A 21,128-nucleotide genomic window follows, 5' to 3' on the forward strand; every position below is an offset into this window, starting at 1 on the left:
TGCTCCTCTGGGTGGTTTTCCTCCCTGGCTCGCCTTGCGGGTACCAGTTCGGTTCGCCACCAGCATGCGTTTGCCACCGGCGCGGACGGTATACGCAGGTTGACGTAACGGCATACGTCATCTGACGTACAGCTCCGCGCCCCACGCTGGTGCAAGCTCACGCCCGTGCTGCAGGCAGACAGAGGTCCGCGCGCGCAAGGACGGCGGTTGCAGACGCAGGGCATGGATGTTGCAAATTCAAACAAGCGTATTAGCCACGACTCAGGAGCGTCCTTGTGCAGCCGAATGGCACCCAGCGCATCGTCAAAATCCGCCGCGACTACAACAGCTGGGTCGCCGACGAGACCATGGAGGACTACGCCCTGCGTTTCACCCCCAAGTCGTTTCGCAAATGGTCGGAGCTGCGCATCGCCAACACCGCCCTGAGCGCGGTGTCGTTTCTCGCCCTGGAAGCCATCGGCGGTGCTCTGGCGCTGAGCTACGGCTTTACCAACACGCTGTGGGCGATCCTCGCGGTGAGCCTGGTGATCTTTCTCACCGGTCTGCCGATCAGCTACTACGCTGCGCGCTATGGCGTGGACATGGACCTGCTGACCCGTGGCGCCGGCTTCGGCTATATCGGCTCGACTATCACCTCGCTGATCTACGCCAGCTTCACCTTCCTGTTCTTCGCCCTTGAGGCGGCGATCATGGCCCTGGCCCTGGAGCTGTACTTCAACATCCCGCTGGCGCTGGCCTATGTGATCTGCTCGGTGATCGTCATCCCGCTGGTGGCCTACGGCATCACCCTGATCAACCGCTTGCAGATGTGGACCCAGCCGCTGTGGCTGTTTCTGCTGTTCCTGCCCTATGTTTTCGTCATCGGCAAAAACCCCGAAGCACTCAGCGACTGGACCAGCTTCGCCGGGCGCGAGGGTGAAGGCGGCGCGTTCAACCTGCTGTATTTCGGCGCTGCCTGCACCGTGGCCCTGGCGTTGGTCACGCAGATTGGTGAACAGGTCGACTACCTGCGCTTTCTGCCGGAAAAGACTCGGCGCAACCGTAAACGCTGGTGGGCCGCGCTGCTGATGGCCGGGCCCGGCTGGATCATCCCCGGCGCGCTGAAAATGCTCGCCGGTGCCTTTCTGGCCTTTCTCGCTCTGCAACATGAAATACCCATGGAGCGCGCCGCAGAACCGACGCAGATGTACCTGGTGGCGTTCAACTATGTGTTCAGTTCACCGGAATGGGCACTGGCAGCCATGGTGCTGTTCGTTATCGTCAGCCAGGTGAAGATCAACATGACCAACGCCTACGCCGGCTCGCTGGCCTGGTCGAACTTCTTTGCCCGCGTCACCCACAGCCATCCGGGGCGCGTGGTGTGGCTGGTGTTCAACGTCGCCATCGCGCTGATGCTGATGGAGCTGGGGGTGTTCCAGGCCATTGAGGAAGTGCTCGGCCTGTACGCCAATATCGCCATCGCCTGGATCGGCGCGGTGGTCGCCGACCTGGTGATCAACAAGCCGCTGGGTCTGTCGCCCAAGCACATCGAGTTCAAGCGCGCACACCTCTACGACATCAACCCGGTCGGCGTCGGCGCCATGCTGATCGCCTCCTTGCTGTCGATCCTGGCCCACGGCGGCTTGTTCGGCGCCTTTGCCCAGGCCGCCTCGCCGCTCGTTGCACTCGGCTCGGCCATGCTCTTCGCCCCGCTGATTGCCTGGCTGACCGGCGGGCGCTACTACCTGGCGCGCAGCAGCGACCCGCTATTGCTCTATCCCCTCGGCGTGACCACCACGGTGCAATGCGGCCTGTGCAGCAACGCCTTTGAAAGCGAAGACATGGCCTTCTGCCCGGCCTACAGCACGCCGATCTGCTCGCTGTGCTGCTCACTCGATGCGCGTTGCGGCGATGCCTGCAAGCCGCGGGCGCGGCTGTCCGAGCAGCTCGACGACTTTATTCGCTGGCTGTTCCCGCGAGTCTCGATCCCGCGCCTGCACAGCCGCCTGGCACAGTACCTGGGTCTGTTGACCGTGTTGGTGGCGCTGCTGTTCGGTGCTCTGGCACTGATCTACAGCCAGGTATCACAGGGCTTGGTGGCGCAATCAGCGGAGGCGCAGGACACCCTCTACCTGGCTTTTCTCAAAGCCTTTCTGACCCTCTCGCTATTCGCCGCGATTCTCGCCTGGTGGGTGGTGTTGACACGCGAAAGCCGGCGGGTGGCGCAGGAGGAATCCGACCGCCAGACCCAACTGCTGATGCAGGAAATCGAAGCCCACCGCAAGACCGACGAGGCTCTGCAGAAAGCCAAGGAAGCCAGCGAAGCCGCCAACGCGGCCAAGAGCCGCTACGTCACCGGCCTGTCCCATGAGCTGCGCACGCCGCTCAACAGCATCCTCGGCTACACGCAAATTCTGCAGCGCGATGCCGGCATGCCGGGGCAACACCAGGACGCCCTGGCCACCATTTTCCGCAGTGGCTCGCACCTGCTGTCACTGATTGACGGGCTGCTCGATGTAGCCAAGATCGAGGCCGGCAAGCTCAACCTGGAGCTGACGGAAATCCCTTTCCCCGAATTTATCCACCAGCTCGAACGCATGTTCACCCCGCAGGCTGAAGAGAAGGGCCTGCGCTTTCGCCTGGAAACCAGCGGGCGTATGCCGGCGGTGGTACGCGGTGACGAGAAGCGCGTGCGGCAGATCCTGATCAACTTGCTCGGCAACGCGGTGCGTTTCACCGACAGCGGCGAGGTCTGCCTGCGCGTCAGCTACCTGCGCGAAACCGCCAGCTTCGAGATCGTCGACACTGGTATCGGCATCGACCCCGAGCAGATTGAGCGGATCTTCCAGCCATTCGAGCGCGGCGACCTGATGCGCCAGGACAACGGCGTCGGCCTCGGCCTGACAATCACGCGCATGCTCACCTCGCTGATGGGCGGCGAGCTGTCAGTCAAAAGCATGCAAGGCCAGGGCACCAGCTTCCAGGTGCGCCTGTTCCTCTCCGAGGTGCGCGTGCCGCAGGCGGTGGTGCATGTAGAGCACGACATCATTGGTTATCAGGGCCGGCGCCGGCTGATTCTGGTGGTGGATGACCATATCGAACACCGCCGCGTTCTGGCCGGCATGCTCGAACCGCTGGGTTTCAGCATCGCCCAGGCCGCCAGTGGCCAGGAAGCCATCCGCCAGGTTGCGCTGCTGCAGCCTGACCTGATCCTCATGGACCTGTCGATGCCGCAGATGGACGGCTGGGAAACCAGCCGACTGATTCGCCGCAACGCACAGAGCAAGGCCCCAATCATTGTGATCTCAGCCAACGCCTTTGCCGATGACCGTGAACGCAGCGTTAGCGCCGACTGCAGTGACTACCTGGCCAAACCAGTGCATACCCCCGAGTTACTCGAACGCATCCACAAACACCTCGACCTGCAGTGGTTGCGGCGCACGCTGCAACTCCCGGCCGCCACACCAAATGCGACTGTTCGCCCTAGCGCAACTGATCTCGGAGTGCTGCGCGAGCTCGGCGCCATGGGCTATATCCGCGGCATTCTGGAGAAACTCGACGCCATTGATCGGCTGACACCCGCCAGCACCAGCTTCACCACGCCCCTGCGCGCACTGGTGAAAAGCTACCGTCTGGACGAATTCAACCGCCAACTCAAGGAGGCCGAACATGAACGCGCTGACCAATCCATCTGAGCACAACCCCAGCCCGGCCGAACGCGGGGTGATCCTGATCGTCGACGACACCCCGGACAACCTGGCCCTGCTCTCCGATGCCCTCGATGAAGTGGGCTATATGGTGCTGGTGGCGCTGGATGGCTTGAGCGCGCTCAGCCGCATCCAGCGCCGGCGCCCGGACCTGATTCTGCTCGATGCGATGATGCCGGGGCTGGACGGCTTCGAAACCTGCCAGCGGATCAAGGCCGATCCGGCCACTGCCGACATTCCAGTGCTGTTTATGACCGCCCTGACCGACAGCGAGCATGTGGTCAAAGGCTTCGCCGCTGGCGGTATCGACTATGTGACCAAGCCGATCAACACCGAGGAAGTTCTCGCCCGCGTAGCCTCACACCTGCGCACCGCGCGTATCCTGCAAACAGCGCGCGCCGCCAGTCAGGTGCAACCGCTGACGCTGAACGATGAGCCAGCCTATGCCACCCTCTCGGCGCGTTTTCAGCTCACCGAACGGGAGGTAGAAGTGCTGCGCTGGGTAGCCTGTGGCAAGACCAACCGCGACATCGGCGACATCCTCGGCCTCAGCCCGCGCACGGTGAACAAACACCTGGAACACGTGTACGTGAAGCTAGGCGTGGAAACCCGCACCGCCGCTACCTCGGTAGCCCTCTCCGCCATGGCCGAGCGCGCCTGAACCACACTGACAGCCAGGCATAAAAAAACCCGCCAAGGTGGCGGGTTTTGCTGGGCAGTGGCGAATCAGACGCGGAATGCACCGATCAGCTGTTTGAGACGCGCCACCAGCCCGGACAGCTCGCGGCTGGCCTGTTCAGTTTGGCTGGCACCCTCGGCAGTACGCTCACCGGCCTGGCTTATCTCGACAATGTTCTGGTCGATATCCTGCGCCACGGCGGTCTGCTCTTCGGCAGCGGTGGCGATCTGCTGGTTTTGGTCGACGATCATGCCCACCGCGCCGAGGATATTTTCCAGCGCCTGCTGCACTTTGCCCGACTCATTGACGGTGGTATCAGCCATCTTGTGGCTCGCACTCATGGCCTTGACCGCAGCACCGACGCCACTTTGCAGCTTGGCGATCATCGACTCGATTTCTTCGGTGGACTGCTGCGTACGCTTGGCCAGGTTACGCACCTCATCCGCCACCACGGCAAAGCCGCGACCTTGTTCACCCGCTCGCGCTGCCTCGATGGCCGCGTTGAGCGCCAGCAAGTTGGTTTGCTCGGCAATGCCTTTGATCACATCCAACACCTGGCTGATCGACGCACTGTCGCTGGCCAGCTTATTGATCACGCCCACGGATTGATCGATTTCACCCGCCAACCGCTGGATGCTGCCGACTTGCGACTCGACCAGCGCTCGCCCGCTGACCGTTTCATCGTTGACGCTCTGGGCGCTGCCCACTGCAGCGGCAGCACTGTGCGCCACTTCCTGGGCAGTGGCAGACATCTCATTCATCGCAGTGGCGATCAGATCAATCTGGCCGCGCTGGCCGGCTACCGCCTGGTTACTTTCGCCGGAGACCTGCTGCACACGGTCTGCCTGACGTTCAACCTCAACCACGGTCTGGCCGACACGCTCGATCAGCTGATGGATCTTGCTGACCGTCTCATTAAATACCTGGCCCAGCTCGCCCAACTCATCCTGGCTCTGCGCCTTGAAGCTGACAGTCATATCGCCAGCGGCCACCTGGTTCATCACTTGACCGAGCTTTTTCAGCGTGGTGCGGATCGACACATAAAAACCGCTGTACAGGTAGACGATCAGCAGGAACACCACCACCAGGGCCGCGACCAGCAACACCATGTGCGTACGGTTTTCTTCCAGACGGACTTGCAGCTGTTTATCGAGGAACGCCAGCACCGCATGATTGAGCTGGTAGGTTTGATCCATGGCACCGCTGACATCGGCATAGAACTGCGCCCATGGCGTGTCCAGCGAATCGGCAATCACCACCTTGTCTTCAAACAACACTGCGGTGGTTTTCAGGGTTTCCAGGCTGCTGGCGGCTTGGCTTGCGAGTTCGGTGCGAGCCTGCGCGCTGCTGTTAAGTGAAGCCTGCAGGTTCAAGCCGTACTCGGCATGCAGCTTTTCCAGCTCCAGCAACAGCTCGTCAAACGTGGTGCTGGCAGAGGAATTGAGAAAGCCTTGAGCCAGGGAGTAAGCACCAACCGCGCGACCTTCGCTCAGCACTGCCGTGACCTTGGGCGTGTCCACGGACACCAGCTCAATCATCTGCCGCACAGAACCCTGGCGGTCCTGGCTCAGGCCGGCTTGGGCGGCGACCAACTTGATAAATACCTGGGAGCTGCCCAGCAGTTTTTCAGCAAGGGCAATTTTGCCCTGCAGCGACGTCTCGGCCTGCACAGCGCCTAATTCGGCAATCAACTGATCACGCTTGTTGTTGAATTCCTCAATCTGCTCAGGCTCGCGTACCACCGCCGCCATGCCCTGCAACGCCTCACCGATGCTGCCTTGCAGCTTGACCAGCCGCGCTTCAAGATCACCCGCTTGGCCCGACTGACCGATCATTGCGTTGATTTCGGTGAGGTCGACGAAGTCCTCAAGATTACGCCGCAACGTCAGGCTCTCATCGAGCAGATCAATGCTCTCGAGCGCCGCCTGGGTACTGACGAACTGCATATAGGAGTCGCGCACCAAATAGAAGTTGGTGACCAGCATGGGCAGAAAGAACAGAACACTGATCAGACTGAACTTCATGCCGAAGCTGAGGCGATTCATTAGCGCGATGGCCGGATACAACACGGTCTTCACAGGACGTCTCCAGTTCTAATTATTGTCGTGTAAGGTTACAAAACAGTCGTTCAGGGTCTCAAACGGCGGCTTGTATGTCCCTTGCTGCTCGACCTGTGGCATTTGCATCAACCGGGTAAATACAGGCAGATTAATGTGATAAATGTCACAAAATAACGACCGAGCAGGGCGTCATGTATACCTCTTATCGACTCCAACCTCTGTAACTTAAGGTTAATGATGCGCAAACAACTGAAGCTCGGTATTGACCTGGGTGGCAGCAAAGTCGAAATAATCGCCCTGCACAATGGCCAGCAAGTCTTGCGCCGCCGCGCCCCAACACCCCAGGGCGATTACCTTAAAACCCTCGGTCTGATTGCCAGCTTAGTTGAAGATTGCGAACGCGAACTGGGCATCCAAGGCAGCGTAGGCGTTGGCATCCCAGGGGCGCGCTCGCCCGACCATGGGCGGATCAAGAATGCCAACTCGCAGTGCCTGATCGACCAGGATCTGCAAGCCGACCTTTAGCAGCGCCTCCAGCGCCCAGTGCGCCTGGCCAATGACGCCGACTGCTTTGCCCTTTCAGAAGCCTGCGATGGCGCAGGCGAAGGTGCCATAAGTGTTTTCGGGGTAATTCTTGGAACCGGCGTTGGCGGCGGACTGGTCGTGCGCCAGCAACTGCTCAGCGGCCCGAATGCCATCGCCGGCGAATGGGGACACAACCCCTTGCCTTGGCGACGTGATGAGGATGGCCCAAGCCGCCGCTGTTATTGCGGCCAGGATGACTGCATTGAAACCTTTCTCAGCGGTCCAGGCTGGGCAGCACGCAGCGGCCTTGGCCTGGAAGCAGGTGAGCTGGTTCGTGCGGCAGGCGCCGGCCAGGCTGATGCGCAGGAAGCCGTTACCCGCTACTACGACCAGTTGGCACGCGGCTTGGCAGCGGTGATCAACCTGATGGACCCGCATGTGATTGTGCTGGGCGGTGGGCTGTCCAACAATACGGCGCTCTACTCCCAGGTGATGCCTCTGATGCCGAGCTATGTGTTTTCCGATCAGGTCAACACACGCCTGCTGCAGGCCCGCCACGGCGACTCAAGCGGTGTGCGTGGCGCCGCCTGGTTGTGGAACGATTAGCCTGTTTTAAATAAGCAGGGTCCACACAGCGAACACCGCGTACCAGAACACCGCCGCACGCACCAGCAGCTGCCACAGCCCATCAAGAGTGCTGACACCGGCCTCGCCAATCACCGGCTCCGGCGTTTCGCCAGCAGCCCGCGCCGTGATGATGACCAATTGTGCGGCGCTGATATCCCAGCTGAGCAGCTCATGCAGCAAGGTGCGGCTGACGCCGGCGAAGTTGCCGACCATGGCAAAGCTGGCAGCCAGTACACGCACCGGCAACCAGTCCAAGCCGTGGCGTACCTGCACTGCTGCCTCACGCAAGGCTGGCAGCGTGGCATGTTCACTGGCCAGGGCGACCAGCCGATATGCCAGCGCCGCCAAAGGCCCTAGCAGCGCATACCAGAAGATCACCGCAAAGAAACTCTGGTAGGCCTGCCACACCAGATGCCCCTGTACGCGCTGGAGCAACTCGCCCTCTTCCTCCGCTTCCAGGGCCAGATCGCGCCGCGCTACCAGGTACGCGGCCTCGGCATCCTCACGGCGCCAGCTGTCGCGAAACGGCCCTAATGCCGCCAACAAATCACCACGCCCCAAGCTGTAAATCACCACCAACAGATGCACCGGCAACGCCAGCCAACCATAAGCCAGCGGTTCTAGGATCAGCAGAATCAAGCCCAGCACGAACAACGGCAACAGCACCAGCACGGCCAACACCAGCCAAGGCCGCTCAGCCCACTGCGGCTTGATCTCAGTTGCAGCCAGCAAACGCAACCATGGGCCATCGTGTTGAATGGGCTTACGCCAGGACGAAAACTTCTCGACCCAGAGCACCAGCAATAGCACCAGAAAATTCATGTCAGCTCCTTGTCTTGCTGCAATGCAATGCGTATGCGTTGCCAGTCGAATGCCGGGCCGGGGTCGGTCTTGCGGCCCGGCGCGATATCGCTATGGCCACAAATGCGCTCCAGCGAGATCGCCGGGTAAGCCGTCTGCAGCTGCCGGGTCAGTTCAATCAGCGCAGCATACTGCGCGGCCGTAAACGGCAGATCATCGGTGCCCTCAAGCTCAATGCCTAAGGAAAAATCATTACAGTTTTCCCGTTCGGCAAACCGCGACACCCCGGCGTGCCAGGCGCGCTCGTTACAGGAAACGAATTGCGTAACAGCGCCATCACGCTCGATAAAGAAATGCGCGGACACCTGCAGGCTGGCAATGCTGGCGAAATAGGGATGTTCATCGGCGTCCAGACAATTCTGAAAAAACGCCTGCACCTTGCCCGTACCAAACTGACCAGGCGGCAAGCTGATGTTATGAATCACCAAGAGGGAGACTTCGCCCAGCGGTCGCTGATTGAAGTTCGGCGATGGGCAGTGCTGGATGCCATCGCACCAGCCACTGGAAGGGTCCAGCTGCATGAAAGACTCCTTGAACGAGCTACCACTCTAGTGCAGCACCGGCTCAAGGCCAAGGGGAATGCCCAAGCAGCGCGCAGATACAAAAACGCCGCCTGGGCTATGCCCTGGCGGCGTTGTCGTAATGCATCAATATGAGTCGATTAAGCGCCTTTGAGCTTACGCAGGTTGCCGATCACCGACTCCAACGCTCGATCAAACAGCAATGCATCATCGAGCAAGCGAATCGCGCTGCGGCGGAACTCCACGGCCAGCCCCATACGGGTTTTTTCCAGTACCTTCATACCGGTACGGTTGACGAAGATGTATTTGCCGGTCGGTTTTATCACCGCTGCCAGCTTGCAACGCAGCTTGTGCTCTTCATCTTCCTGAAACTCGACCCAGCTTCCGACCCGCAGATTATCGACCTGCAGCAGCGACTCATCGTCGTCCGGCAGGCTGGCTTCCGGCTCAGCTGCACGCAGCTCGCCAGGCGCCAGCAGAATGATCTCTTCCACCACCTCGACCATCGTCGGCTCTTCAACCACTTCCGCGGCCGGAAGCTCCAGCAATGGCAACTCGATACCGGCCTCGGCCAAAGCAGCACGCTGCTCTTCGTCGATCTCAGCCAGCGCGGGGGCATCATCCTGCGGATGCTCTTCCGGCAGGCTGCGCTTGAAGCGTTGGAAAGCCTGCACATGCAAGGCTTCCAGCTGACTGAAGAATTCACCGGTGGAGAATGGATCAAAGGCCGCGCTGGCCATGCCCTCACGCAGTGCCTTGAGCAACCCCGGCACCATTTCCAGCAAACGCATGCGCGCTTCCGGCTCTTCGTGCAGCTCAACACTCCAGACCAGATCATCCATGGTCGCCAACGCGGCCTGCCATTCTGCCGACCCAACGCCATGCTTCAGGCAGGTCAGCATCAACACCTTACTCCAGGCTTCCTGCAACAGACGCACCACAACTTCTGGAAGAGTCTTGCCGAGCAGCCGCTCATTGAGTGCTTGCTCGACCTCACGCCGCGCCATTGCAGCCTTCGCGCTACCTTCCTCAGCATCACGGGTACGCTGCTCAAGCAGCTCGCTACGGCGGCGCTCGTCTCCGGTAAACGCCAGGAACTCGGCCAATAGCTCGGAGAAGATCACCGGATCATCAACAAAATCATTGAGCAGGCGTTGCACCACCTGCTCGATCTTTTGATACAGGCTGTCGCGCTGCGCATCGTCCTGCTCACCCCAACCGAGGGCAGCAGAGGCAATTTCATTGAGTAGGCGGCGGGCCGGATGACTACCACGGCTGAAGAAGGTCTTGTCGATCACCGCCACTTTCAGCATCGGAATCTGCAAGCGGCCAATCAATGCCTTGAGTGAGTCCGGCAAGGTACGGTCATCGAGGATAAATTCGAAGAGCATCGACACCAGGTTGATAACGTCTTCATCGACCTCACCGACCACCCGAGCCTTGCCCGCCTTGGCGCTAGCACGGGTGAGCAAACCTTCCAACTGCTCACGCAGATCGAAATCATCGCTGACCTGTGCAGGCGCACGCTGCTGCATATGCGAGAGCAGGCGCATCAGGTCATTGCTGGAGATCGGCATCGCATCGGCCGGGCGATTGCGCCGCGGAATCGCCGAGCCACGCGCTTGGGAAAGCAGCTCCTGCAGTGCGCCAAACACTTCTTGCACGCCTTCATCAGCAAACTCAGCTGAGAGTTCCGACGATGCATCCTGACGAACACCGCCTGCCGGTGCACTGGCGCGCGAAGGATTACGCCGCGCAGGGGCGGATTTAAGCTCGGGCAAAACGCCGGCGGCGATCAGTGCCTGATTGGCTTCGGCATACAACTGATCGAGGTCGCTGAGTACGTACTTCTCGAACAGCTTAAGGATGATCAGCTTGACCCGTATCTCGACGCCCAAGCTGCTGCAAGCATCAAGGAAAAATTCGCAGAGGCTGGTCGGACCGACAGGGTTGCTCTTGTCGTCCAGCTTCTTGCTGACCATGGCGTTGAAGCGCGTGGTCAGGTGGCTGAGCGCAGCGCCGTCGCGACTGACAACTTTAGCCACCATCGAATCCAGAGCAACTGACTCTTCTAGCGCGTCGTTCTGCACCAGCGACAGGGTGTCAAACGACACAGCATCCAAAGGCGCAGGCTTACCGATTTCATATTGATTCAGGGTTGCAAAGGCCTCAAAGACCTTTTGCAGAAAGCCGCGCTCGATATTTTTGCGCTTCAAGCGCAGATCGCGCATCGCCTCAAAGAACGCATTCTGCTCAGCATTGCTGGTGGCGCGATCCGCCATCTCGAACAGCGTATCGTCCGCATTGTCGAACAGCGCCTGCAACGCCGTTTTCAGCTGTTGCGCCGCTTTGTCACGCAGATTTGTAAGCGCCACAGGCAGTCTTCCTACCGGCGAAGTGGGCGGTTGCTCAGGGCTCACCTTGCTCAGGTGCACCACATTCGCATCAGTCTTCATTGCGAGTCTCCTGCAGACTGCCCCTCTTGGGCGAACCGATCTGCACAGCGATCAACTGAGCGTCATCCGTAACGTCAAAGGCCTGGCGTCAACAAATTCATAAAAAGTAAAGTCATTATAGGGATGCGCGCTCGCATACCAAGCTGACTTTTCCTCCAGACATGACAGGCGTCACAGATGCAGCATCACAGCCTACCAACGGTTACCTGCATACGACGAACGCAACACAACGCTGTGTAGCGGCTGCATGCAGCCAACGAAGAACCTCTTCAGCATAGCCCCGCCGGGCCCAGAGAACAGCTGCAAAGACTGCGCAAACAGCCATCAGTCCCTATAATCGGCGCATTCTGCTGACTGGAGCCCATCATGCCTAACCTCATCCTCGCCGACCTCGCTCACGAAATCGAGGCCAATGTGCGCCGCGCACTGGCAGAGGATATTGGCAGCGGCGACATCACCGCCCAACTGATCCCCGCCGAGCGCTTGGCGCACGCTAAGGTCATCACGCGCGAATCCGCAGTCATCTGCGGCACCGCGTGGGTCGATGCCGTATTCCGCCAACTCGATCCACGGGTCACCGTGCACTGGCATATCCAGGACGGCCAACGCGCCGAGGCCAACCAAGTCTTGTTTGAGCTAGAGGGCCCAGCTCGCGCCCTACTCAGCGGCGAACGCAGCGCCCTGAACTTCCTGCAAACCCTCTCCGCTGTAGCCACCCGCTGCCAGCACTATGCCGACTTGGTACAAGGCACCGCCGTCAAACTGCTCGACACCCGCAAAACCTTACCCAGCCTGCGCCTGGCGCAGAAATACGCCGTGACGCAAGGCGGCTGCCATAACCACCGCATTGGCCTATATGACGCTTTCCTTATAAAGGAAAACCATATCGCCGCCTGCGGCAGCATTGCACAAGCAGTCGCCGCCGCGCACAAGATCGCGCCCGGCAAGCCGGTGGAAGTTGAAGTGGAGAGCTTGGAAGAGCTGCGCCAGGCTTTAGATGCAGGAGCTGACATCATCATGCTTGATGAGCTGAGCTTGGAGGAAATGCGTGAAGCAGTAACCCTCACCGCTGGCCGCGCAAGACTTGAAGCCTCAGGCGGCGTAACCGAAGGCACCTTGCGGGCGATTGCGGAGACTGGCGTGGACTATGTGTCGATTGGCACGCTGACCAAGGACGTAAAGGCAGTAGATTTGTCGATGCGGCTGACTCTGTAGCCATACAACAATTCTGTAGGATAGGTCGCATCATGCTGAATGAACAAAGCGATACCCATGCGGGCCTCAATGATGGGTATCGCTACGCTCAACCCATCCTACGCACGATTAATGCGCAGCCTGTTCAAGAATATTGAAGAACACGGTTTCCAATGACACGGCCGGCTTGATAGTCAGCAGATGACCACCTGCGCTATTAAGCTGCGCAATAAACACCGGCAAATCTGCCTGCGATAATTCGCACTCAAATTCCATCTCGCGCAACTTTTTGCAACCTTCCAGCAGTGGCTGCTGCGCATTGAAGCGCACCAACATCTGATCAACCCGTTCTGCCGCCAACTCACGAGGCGAGCGAACTGTCAGCAACTCTCCTTTATTGATAAAGCCAAAACGGTCGGCAATACGCTCCACGTCATGCAACACATGGGAGGTAAAGAAAATCGCCCCGCCCTGCTGTTTGTACTCCGTAAGAATATCTACCACATCCTTGCGCCCCACCGGATCAAGCCCCGATAAAGGCTCATCCAGCACCAGCAATTTAGGCTGCACCACCATGGCATGGGCCAGAGCGACGCGCTGCACGTTACCCTTGGAAAGCTCACGAATCCGTCGCCTGGCATTCTGCGCAACAGAAAACCGTTCAAGCCACTGCATGCACCAGGCATCGGCATCTTTGCGCTTAATGCCATACATGGATAAACCCATACGCAGGATTTCCAGCGGGGTGAACTGCTCATACAACGCAGGTGACTCAGGCACAAAGGCCAGGGGCTGTCTGGCCTCTGCACGCTTTGCATCTACACCATAGATGCGCACTTCACCCTGATAATCATTGATGATGTCGAGCATCACTTTGATGGTGGTGGACTTGCCCGCGCCATTAGGGCCGACAAAGCCGAAGACTTCGCCTTCGACCAGGCTAAAACTGACATCACGCAGCGCCTGAACTTCTTTGCCTTTACCGCGGAAGGTATGGCTGACGCCTTTAAATTCTAGAACTGTAGACACTAAGGCCCCTCCACACCGGCGACCTTAAGCTTCGTCAGCAAAAAGCGCCCGTCAACAAATTCATAACCAAGCCTGAGTGGATCTTCAGGAAATGACTCTAGCAAACCGCTATCAAGTAACTGCTCAGGGGTCGCTAGCGACTTACCTTCCCGCGCCTCGAAGCGGCGCTGGGCCTCACGGAGCATCACCAAGCCCTCCAAGCGCTGAACACGCTTGGCAAGCATCGCCTTTAGCTGGAGATCAGACGCCCTGCTGTGTTCATCCTGCAAAAACTCAAGGGCTAGACGCTCATCTTCAATCTGCTCAGCTTTGAGCATAATGGCGAATTTACGAAAACTAGCGGCGTTAAACGTTGCGCGCGAAGCGGCCTCTTCAAGATAGACAGCAGCGGCCTCAACATCACGCTCGAAGAAGAACTTATTAAATCCGTAAAAGAAGGGAGGAAGCTCATCCCAAAACCGGCAGGAACTAGCCCGGCGTAAAACTTCGCTCCCTTCGCGATCTGCCCCCGCCCAAGTGAGCAGACCGTTAGCAAGATAATAGTTGTCTTCATGGCAAGGGTTGAGCTCGGCAACCACTTGTTGAGCACGAACCAGATACCCCGTATCAGTCTGCCCCCAATCAACACCGGTCGAGGCTAAGCGTATAGTTTCAAGGTTGGCCGCCAGAAATCGATCACCACCAAACAAAAGCAACAATACAGGTGCTGCGATAACTACACGCCCATCACGTCCAAACTCCGAAGGCGCTAGGCGAGACGTGTCAGAACGCCATTGCGAAGATATGGAGAAAACAGCGAAGGCCAGCAACGCCAGCCATAAAGACCCGCAACGATAACTACGCATGATCATGAGAAACGCTTGCGCTGCAAAGCCAAGACAGCCAAGGACAGCAGAGCAACAACATAAGCCAAGTTACTCAATAGCAACCATGGCCAATCCGCAGGAAGAAATTCAGCCCGCCCATAGAGTGCCAACATGCGTATATCCAACGCACCTAAGTCAGGCATCAAATAGCCTAATACTCCCAAGCCGTTACGGTATTCCTCCGCACGCCCTACCACACCTGAATCATTACTGAGTAAGTCGATGATAGCGCCATAAGATCGAGCCACTAACATAAACCCAAAGGTGCCAATCAGTACGAAACTTGGAGTCGAAGCCGTAACCGCCAATAGTGTCGCTAGCGCCGCCAAAACCAGAAAATCAAGCGCAAAAAATCCAAGCACGATTAGATATGGTTGGCCTAACGCTACGGGCGTGTCACGGGGGTACAAATCCCCAATATATCCCACCAAAAAAACTTGCACTCCACCCAGCACCAGCATAAGACACAAGAGCACCGCTAGCACTGCAAAAAACCGACTGAAAAGCAGGCGGCTTCGGCCCTGCGGATAGGCCAGTGTATTCAGGTAATAGCGTTTATCGAACTCACGTGACAGCAGCTCTTGAACCAACAGTACTATGAGCAAGGGCACCAACATACGAATGGTGGAAAACCCTACGTCCAAAGCTACAGTCGCCGGCTGCCGCCCACCAAAAAAGGCGGATAACACTGTAGTCAAGATCACGACTAGCAGTACACCCGCAGCAATCCATACAAAATTCGCTTTAAGCACTAAGCGAAGCGAATTTAAAAAATCACGAAATATCGTCATATTAAAAAATCGCCCGGGATAATCAGCAGCTTCAACAACAGCAAACCGCGCACCCGAAACAGTCAAATCGACAATTTTAATCAATGAAAATGGCGAGAAATCTCGCCATTTTCATTGACTCTCACAACAACCAAACCGAGGCAAGCCGACGTCAACATCAACTCCACCCCACCAAAGAATAGTTATTGCGTCGCATTCATAACCTGAGAATTAGCTTCTGCGCCACCAACAGTGCAAGTTGCACCGCCTGGATACTGGGTATTAACAGTCCCCAGACGGGTAGTGGCTGCAGGCATAGCAGGGCCAGTTACTGGCGTGAGCACACAAGTGGCATCATTCGCGTCGATAGTGCAGTTTTCTAAGTGCTCCGGAACACCGGTAGCGGCATTCGCAGCAACAGTTCTGACCGGAACACTACGCGTAGTAACCTTGCCAGTGCTATGGCAGGCCGAAAGCGCAACGGAGTTTGCGCTACAAGTTACACCGGCGAACACGCCAGTACTCAAATTAATTCTCACGTTCTCATTCAGCGGCTGGCAAACGTTCATTTCCACAGCACCCGAAGATGGGAGCTGGATAGCCGAAGCAGCACCAGAAATCATAAGCCCAGCACAAACCATAGTAATTCTTTTCATGTCAGCCTCCTGAGCTTAATTAACGCAGCGATGAAATAATGGAAGTCACGCCATTCTTAACATCAGCAACTGCTGAAGTATCGTTTGCCTTCTGACGATATTCATTAAATTGTGGAATAGCGATAGCAGCCAAAATACCGATAATCGCAATTACGATCATCAGTTCGATCAGGGTAAAACCTTTTTGTTTCTTGAGAGACTTCATGGATAAGCTCCTGTTGTGGTTAAGGTCAGCGACCTACATAAGGTATAGCACAGGTCATGCCAACACTCGAAAGCCCCCATTTAACCGTTCAGCATCCAACAACGACAATAAGCACACCCCTCAACAGGGCACCATCTGCCGTTTTTTGTCACCCTAAACCGCCTTGCTTGGGCTACCGCTAAATTTGAGCTATAAGACAACGACTCCATCTGGCAAGAAGCGCCCTATAAATCATGAGCGAAGCCCCCAATCTAACCGGCCTGGCACGGCAACTGGTCAATGCCGAGCTACTAAGCGAAAGCACTGCTTCTCAGGCACAAGCGCAAGCACTGCGCAATAAAATCCCGCTGGTTTCTTACCTTGTTCAGAATAAGCTCACTACCAGCAAGGCGGTAGCTGAGGTGGCTGCAGAACAATTTGGCGTACCTTTTTGCGACCTAAGCGCCATTGAGAAAGACAGTCAGCCACGCGACCTGATCAGCGAAAAACTGGTTCGCCAGCACCGAGTTATTCCGCTTTTCCGTCGCGGCAATAAACTATTTGTTGGCGTATCGGACCCGACCAATCACCAAGCGGTTACCGATGTACAGTTCTCCACCGGTTTAACCACTGAACCCTTGCTGGTTGAAGATGACAAGCTGACCGATGCCATCGAAAAATTCTTCGATACCGCCAATAGCGGCATGGAAGAACTGGGCGATGTCGACCTCGACGGCGTGGATGTCGAAGCTGTAAATGATGACAATCAGGACAACAACGACGGCAATTCATCAGACGACGCTCCTGTGGTGCGTTTTGTCCATAAGATGCTGCTGGACGCGATCAAAAAGGGCTCGTCAGACCTGCACTTTGAACCCTACGAGAAAACCTACCGCGTACGCTTCCGCACCGACGGTATCCTTCAGGAAATTGCTCGCCCCCCGATCCAATTGGCACCACGCATTTCTGCTCGCCTCAAGGTCATGGCCGGACTCGATATTTCAGAGCGACGCAAGCCGCAGGATGGGCGCATTAAAATGCGCATATCCAAAAACAAATCCATCGATTTCCGCATGAGCACTTGCCCTACCTTGTGGGGTGAGAAGATTGTGATGCGAATTCTTGACTCGGCCAGTGCACAAATGGGCATCGACGCACTGGGTTATGAGGAGTCGCAAAAAGACCTGTATATGACCGCCCTCAAGCAACCGCAGGGCATGATTCTGGTAACCGGCCCGACGGGCTCCGGCAAAACCGTATCGCTCTACACCGGCTTGAACATCCTCAATACCGTGGATGTAAATATCTCCACAGCCGAAGACCCGGTAGAGATCAACCTGGAAGGCATCAACCAGGTCAACGTTAACCCCAAGCAGGGCATGGACTTTACCGCCGCACTGAAAGCCTTCCTGCGCCAGGACCCGGACATCATCATGGTGGGGGAGATCCGCGACCTGGATACCGCCTCCATCGCAGTAAAGGCAGCACAAACCGGCCACATGGTGATGTCAACCCTGCACACCAACAGCGCCGCAGAAACCCTGACCCGCTTGCGCAATATGGGCGTACCGTCGTTCAACATCGCCACCTCAGTCAACCTGATCATTGCCCAGCGCCTGGCACGCAAACTGTGCAACAGCTGCAAAAAAGAGGTGAAAATACCCCGAGAAGCCCTACTCGAAGAAGGCTTCCCAGCCGAAAAAGTCGACACACTCAAGCTTTACGGCCCTGTTGGTTGTGAAAACTGCAATAGCGGCTATAAAGGCCGTGTCGGAATATATGAAGTAGTTAAAAACACGCCCGCCCTGCAACGGATTATCATGGAGGAAGGTAACTCCATCGATATTTCCGTACAAATGCGCAAAGACGGATTCAATGACCTGCGCACCTCCGCCTTACTGAAAGCAATGCAGGGCATCACTAGCCTTGAAGAAGTCAACCGTGTGACCAAGGATTAAGCCATGGCGGCCAAAGCTCCAAGCATCAGCACCTTTGCGTGGGAAGGCACCGATAAGAAAGGTGCAAAGATCAAGGGTGAAATCAACGGCCAGAACCCTGCCCTGGTCAAGGCGCAATTGCGCAAACAAGGCATCAATCCGCTTAAGGTCAAGAAGAAACCCAAGCCGCTCTTCAGTGCCGGCAAAAAGATCAAACCCATGGATATCGCCCTGTTTACCCGGCAGATGGCAACCATGATGAAGGCTGGCGTCCCTCTACTACAGGCCTTCGATATTATTGGCGAGGGCTTCGACAACCCTAATATGCGCACACTGATTAATGACGTTAAGCAGGAGGTCGCAGCGGGCAATAGCTTTGCTGCCTCGCTGCGCACCCGGCCGCAATATTTTGATGATCTGTATTGCAACCTTGTTGACTCCGGCGAGCAATCCGGTGCTCTGGAAACCCTGCTGGACCGAATCGCGACCTATAAGGAAAAGACCGAAGCATTGAAAGCCAAGATCAAAAAGGCCATGACCTACCCTATTTCGGTACTGGTCGTAGCCGTTATCGTCACGGCAATCCTTTTGATCAAGGTGGTTCCGCAGTTTGAGAGTGTATTTGCTGGGTTTGGTGCCGAACTACCAGCATTCACTCAAGTCGTGGTTAATATGTCGCGAGGCTTACAGGAGTGGTGGTATCTGTTCATATTTGCATTCTTTGTAATCGGTTTTACTTTCAAGGAGGCGCATAAGCGATCTGAAAAATTCCGTGATTTTTTAGATCGGACACTGCTGAAAGCACCGATTGTTGGCGATATTCTCTACAAAGCAGTGGTCGCGCGCTTTGCACGCACCCTTTCAACCACATTCTCGGCCGGCGTTCCTTTAGTGGAGGGTCTCCAGTCGGTTGAAGGCGCTGCTGGTAACGTGGTGTTCCGCCAAGCAATCGCAAAAATCCGCAATGATGTATCGTCTGGTACCCAGCTTAACTTTTCCATGCGCACTACTGGCGTATTCCCAAGCATGGCCATACAAATGACCGCCATCGGTGAAGAGTCCGGCTCACTGGATGAAATGCTAGACAAGACCGCGGAGTATTACGAGGCCGAAGTGGATAACGCTGTAGACAACCTCACAACACTGATGGAACCGCTGATTATGTCGGTACTCGGCGTACTCGTTGGCGGCTTGATCATAGCCATGTACCTGCCGATATTCCAACTCGGCGCAGTGGTTGGCTAATTTATGATGCTCAACTTTCTGGCCGGCAACTTGCCGGCCTTTGTTTGTGTAAGCCTGCTGCTCGGTCTTTTAATTGGCAGCTTTCTCAACGTAGTGGTTTACCGCTTACCCATCATGATGCAACGTGACTGGCGCGAACAGGCCCGCGAGATATTAGAGCTGCCTGCCGAGCCTCAGGCCGCAGCATTCAATTTGGTATTGCCCAACTCAAGCTGCCCGCACTGCGCCCATGAAATAAAGCCATGGGAAAATATTCCGGTTATCAGCTACCTGTTTCTGCGCGGTAAGTGCTCTAGCTGCAAAGCACCAATCAGCATGCGCTACCCGTTGGTTGAGCTGACTTGTGGCTTGTTGTCGGCTTTTATCGCATGGCACTTCGGTTTTACCTGGCAGGCGGGAGCGTTGTTGCTGCTGACCTGGGGCTTACTGGCGATGAGCCTGATCGATGTGGATCATCAGCTGCTTCCAGACTCGCTGGTGCTACCGTTGCTGTGGCTTGGCTTGATTACCAATAGCTTTGGGTTGTTTACCAGCCTGGAAGATGCGCTCTGGGGCGCGATTGCTGGCTATCTGAGCCTGTGGTCGGTGTACTGGCTGTTCAAGCTGGTAACGGGCAAGGAAGGCATGGGTTACGGTGACTTCAAGCTGCTGGCGATGCTCGGCGCCTGGGGTGGCTGGCAGGTATTGCCGCTGACGATATTGCTGTCATCTCTGGTTGGCGCGGTGCTGGGCTTGATCATGCTGCGCCTGCGAAACGCGGAAGCCAGCACGCCTATCCCCTTTGGTCCTTATCTGGCGATTGCCGGCTGGATTGCCTTGATCTGGGGTGAGCAAATCACTTCCAGCTACCTGCAGATTGCAGGGTTCTAAAAAAGCGTCATAGCCCTGGCTAAAGCCGGGCTGGCACGTCACACCAGTGACCGTCGGCGGCTCAAGAACTGAGCCGCCCTCTATGGTTCGCCATCAGCCAAGCCGCTGCACTACAATCGCGCCCTTGTATGTCCTGCATGAGCTCGCACCTTGATGACAAAACCCTGGATTCTTGGCCTAACCGGCGGCATTGGCAGCGGCAAGAGCGCTGTCGCTCAGCACTTTATTGATCTGGGTGTGCATCTGGTCGATGCCGATCATGCGGCGCGCTGGGTGGTTGAGCCGGGTAAGCCAGCGCTGGCCAAGATAGCCGAGCACTTCGGCAGCGATGTGTTGCAGGCCGACGGCCAGCTTGATCGCACAGCACTGCGCAACCGGATTTTTACCGATGCCAGTGAGCGACGCTGGCTCGAAGCGCTACTGCATCCGCTTATCGGCCAGGAAATCATCCAGTACCTAGCGCGCGCAGAATCACCCTATGCCATTCTGGTTTCGCCACTGCTGGTTGAGTCAGGCCAGCACAAGCTGACCCAGCGCATACTGGTGGTGGACGCACCTGAAAAGCTGCAAGTGCAGCGCACCATGGCTCGCGACCAGAGCTCCAACGAACAGGTGCAGGCTATTCTCAAAGCCCAGGCCAGCCGTGCAGAACGCCTGCAGCATGCCCATGACGTACTGCTTAATGATCAAGACTTGCCCTGGCTGCGAGCCGAAGTGGAACGACTCCACACCTTTTACCTAAGCCTACGCGGAGGCCAAGCATGAGTACGCCAACCCTAGTCGCCTGCCCCACCTGTAGCGCCCCCGTAGAATGGGGCCCGCAAAGCCCGAGCCGGCCATTCTGCAGCGAACGCTGCAAGCTGATCGACCTCGGCGCCTGGGCCTCAGAAGAGCACGCAATTGCCGGCAATCCACTGGAGGACGATCTGTTCTCTGGGGAGTTACCGCCTCGCGGGCACTGA

Annotated in this window: 17 protein-coding genes and 2 pseudogenes; 9 read left to right on the top strand and 10 right to left on the bottom strand. The window is 57.2% G+C overall.

Annotated elements, in window-relative coordinates:
• The first annotated feature begins 275 nt into the window (after positions 1-275).
• Both HCI85_RS05190 and HCI85_RS05195 read left to right on the top strand, forming a co-directional pair.
• On the top strand, positions 276-3,674 hold the full coding sequence (locus HCI85_RS05190) for an ATP-binding protein (RefSeq protein WP_167142670.1): 3,399 nt from the start codon (positions 276-278) through the stop codon (positions 3,672-3,674).
• Positions 3,649-4,347, top strand: a complete 699-nt coding sequence (locus HCI85_RS05195) for a response regulator (RefSeq protein ID WP_167142673.1) — start codon at positions 3,649-3,651, stop codon at positions 4,345-4,347. Before HCI85_RS05190 ends, HCI85_RS05195 begins: the two co-directional genes overlap by 26 nt.
• Positions 4,348-4,412: 65 nt before the next feature.
• On the opposite strand, the gene HCI85_RS21200 is transcribed toward HCI85_RS05195, so the two are convergent.
• Both HCI85_RS21200 and HCI85_RS21205 read right to left on the bottom strand, forming a co-directional pair.
• A complete protein-coding gene (locus tag HCI85_RS21200; RefSeq protein ID WP_372239942.1) occupies positions 4,413-5,126 on the bottom strand; it encodes a methyl-accepting chemotaxis protein in 714 nt (237 codons plus the stop codon).
• Positions 5,127-5,270: 144 nt separating this feature from the next.
• Positions 5,271-6,410: pseudogene (locus HCI85_RS21205) on the bottom strand (HAMP domain-containing protein); the annotation flags it as partial.
• Between the two features lie 252 nt (positions 6,411-6,662).
• On the opposite strand from HCI85_RS21205, the pseudogene HCI85_RS05205 reads away from it, so the two are divergent.
• A pseudogene (locus HCI85_RS05205) lies at positions 6,663-7,556 on the top strand (ROK family protein).
• A 6-nt stretch (positions 7,557-7,562) separates the two neighbouring features.
• On the opposite strand, the gene ampE reads toward HCI85_RS05205, so the two are convergent.
• From ampE to HCI85_RS05220, 3 genes are all read right to left on the bottom strand, one after another.
• Positions 7,563-8,399 carry a regulatory signaling modulator protein AmpE gene (ampE, locus tag HCI85_RS05210; protein ID WP_167142679.1) on the bottom strand — a complete coding sequence of 279 codons (837 nt, stop codon included), beginning with the start codon at positions 8,397-8,399 and terminating at the stop codon, positions 7,563-7,565.
• Entirely contained in the window at positions 8,396-8,959 is a 564-nt protein-coding gene (ampD, locus tag HCI85_RS05215; RefSeq protein WP_167142682.1) for a 1,6-anhydro-N-acetylmuramyl-L-alanine amidase AmpD, read from the bottom strand. The genes ampE and ampD overlap by 4 nt, the downstream gene beginning before the upstream one ends.
• Before the next feature lie 140 nt (positions 8,960-9,099).
• Positions 9,100-11,415: a DUF1631 domain-containing protein gene (locus HCI85_RS05220; RefSeq protein WP_167142686.1), complete on the bottom strand. Its 2,316-nt coding sequence runs from the start codon at positions 11,413-11,415 to the stop codon at positions 9,100-9,102.
• Positions 11,416-11,781: 366 nt separating this feature from the next.
• On the opposite strand from HCI85_RS05220, the gene nadC reads away from it, so the two are divergent.
• Positions 11,782-12,630: a carboxylating nicotinate-nucleotide diphosphorylase gene (gene nadC / locus HCI85_RS05225; protein ID WP_167142689.1), complete on the top strand. Its 849-nt coding sequence runs from the start codon at positions 11,782-11,784 to the stop codon at positions 12,628-12,630.
• Positions 12,631-12,738: 108 nt separating this feature from the next.
• Here the strand turns inward: nadC and HCI85_RS05230 are convergent, their stop codons facing one another.
• The 5 genes from HCI85_RS05230 to HCI85_RS21085 form a co-directional block, all read right to left on the bottom strand.
• A complete protein-coding gene (locus HCI85_RS05230) occupies positions 12,739-13,638 on the bottom strand; it encodes an ABC transporter ATP-binding protein (RefSeq protein WP_167142692.1) in 900 nt (299 codons plus the stop codon).
• The gene (locus tag HCI85_RS05235; protein ID WP_241693730.1) at positions 13,638-14,489 is read right to left on the bottom strand and encodes a hypothetical protein; all 852 of its coding nucleotides are present in this window, start codon (positions 14,487-14,489) and stop codon (positions 13,638-13,640) included. The genes HCI85_RS05230 and HCI85_RS05235 overlap by 1 nt, the downstream gene beginning before the upstream one ends.
• Positions 14,486-15,379, bottom strand: a complete 894-nt coding sequence (locus HCI85_RS05240; protein ID WP_241693731.1) for an ABC transporter permease — start codon at positions 15,377-15,379, stop codon at positions 14,486-14,488. The genes HCI85_RS05235 and HCI85_RS05240 overlap by 4 nt, the downstream gene beginning before the upstream one ends.
• Before the next feature lie 98 nt (positions 15,380-15,477).
• A complete protein-coding gene (locus HCI85_RS05245) occupies positions 15,478-15,930 on the bottom strand; it encodes a hypothetical protein (RefSeq protein WP_167142695.1) in 453 nt (150 codons plus the stop codon).
• A 19-nt stretch (positions 15,931-15,949) separates the two neighbouring features.
• Positions 15,950-16,135 (bottom strand): prepilin-type N-terminal cleavage/methylation domain-containing protein, encoded by a 186-nt coding sequence (locus HCI85_RS21085; protein ID WP_167142698.1) that lies wholly within the window; start codon positions 16,133-16,135, stop codon positions 15,950-15,952.
• Between the two features lie 233 nt (positions 16,136-16,368).
• On the opposite strand from HCI85_RS21085, the gene pilB reads away from it, so the two are divergent.
• From pilB to yacG, 5 genes are all read left to right on the top strand, one after another.
• Positions 16,369-18,072 (top strand): type IV-A pilus assembly ATPase PilB, encoded by a 1,704-nt coding sequence (gene pilB, locus HCI85_RS05255; RefSeq protein ID WP_167142701.1) that lies wholly within the window; start codon positions 16,369-16,371, stop codon positions 18,070-18,072.
• 3 nt (positions 18,073-18,075) lie between these two features.
• A complete protein-coding gene (locus HCI85_RS05260; RefSeq protein ID WP_167142704.1) occupies positions 18,076-19,296 on the top strand; it encodes a type II secretion system F family protein in 1,221 nt (406 codons plus the stop codon).
• Positions 19,297-19,299: 3 nt separating this feature from the next.
• Positions 19,300-20,166, top strand: coding sequence for a prepilin peptidase (locus HCI85_RS05265; RefSeq protein WP_167142708.1), 867 nt, complete (start codon positions 19,300-19,302; stop codon positions 20,164-20,166).
• 153 nt (positions 20,167-20,319) lie between these two features.
• Positions 20,320-20,931, top strand: a complete 612-nt coding sequence (coaE, locus tag HCI85_RS05270) for a dephospho-CoA kinase (RefSeq protein ID WP_167142711.1) — start codon at positions 20,320-20,322, stop codon at positions 20,929-20,931.
• Complete coding sequence (gene yacG, locus HCI85_RS05275; RefSeq protein ID WP_167142714.1) at positions 20,928-21,128, top strand: DNA gyrase inhibitor YacG; 201 nt, start codon at positions 20,928-20,930, stop codon at positions 21,126-21,128. The genes coaE and yacG overlap by 4 nt, the downstream gene beginning before the upstream one ends.

Origin of the sequence: Pseudomonas sp. OTU750018 (genome assembly GCF_011636575.1) — a bacterium.
In the GTDB taxonomy this organism is placed as follows: Bacteria; Pseudomonadota; Gammaproteobacteria; order Pseudomonadales; family Pseudomonadaceae; genus Aquipseudomonas; species Aquipseudomonas peli.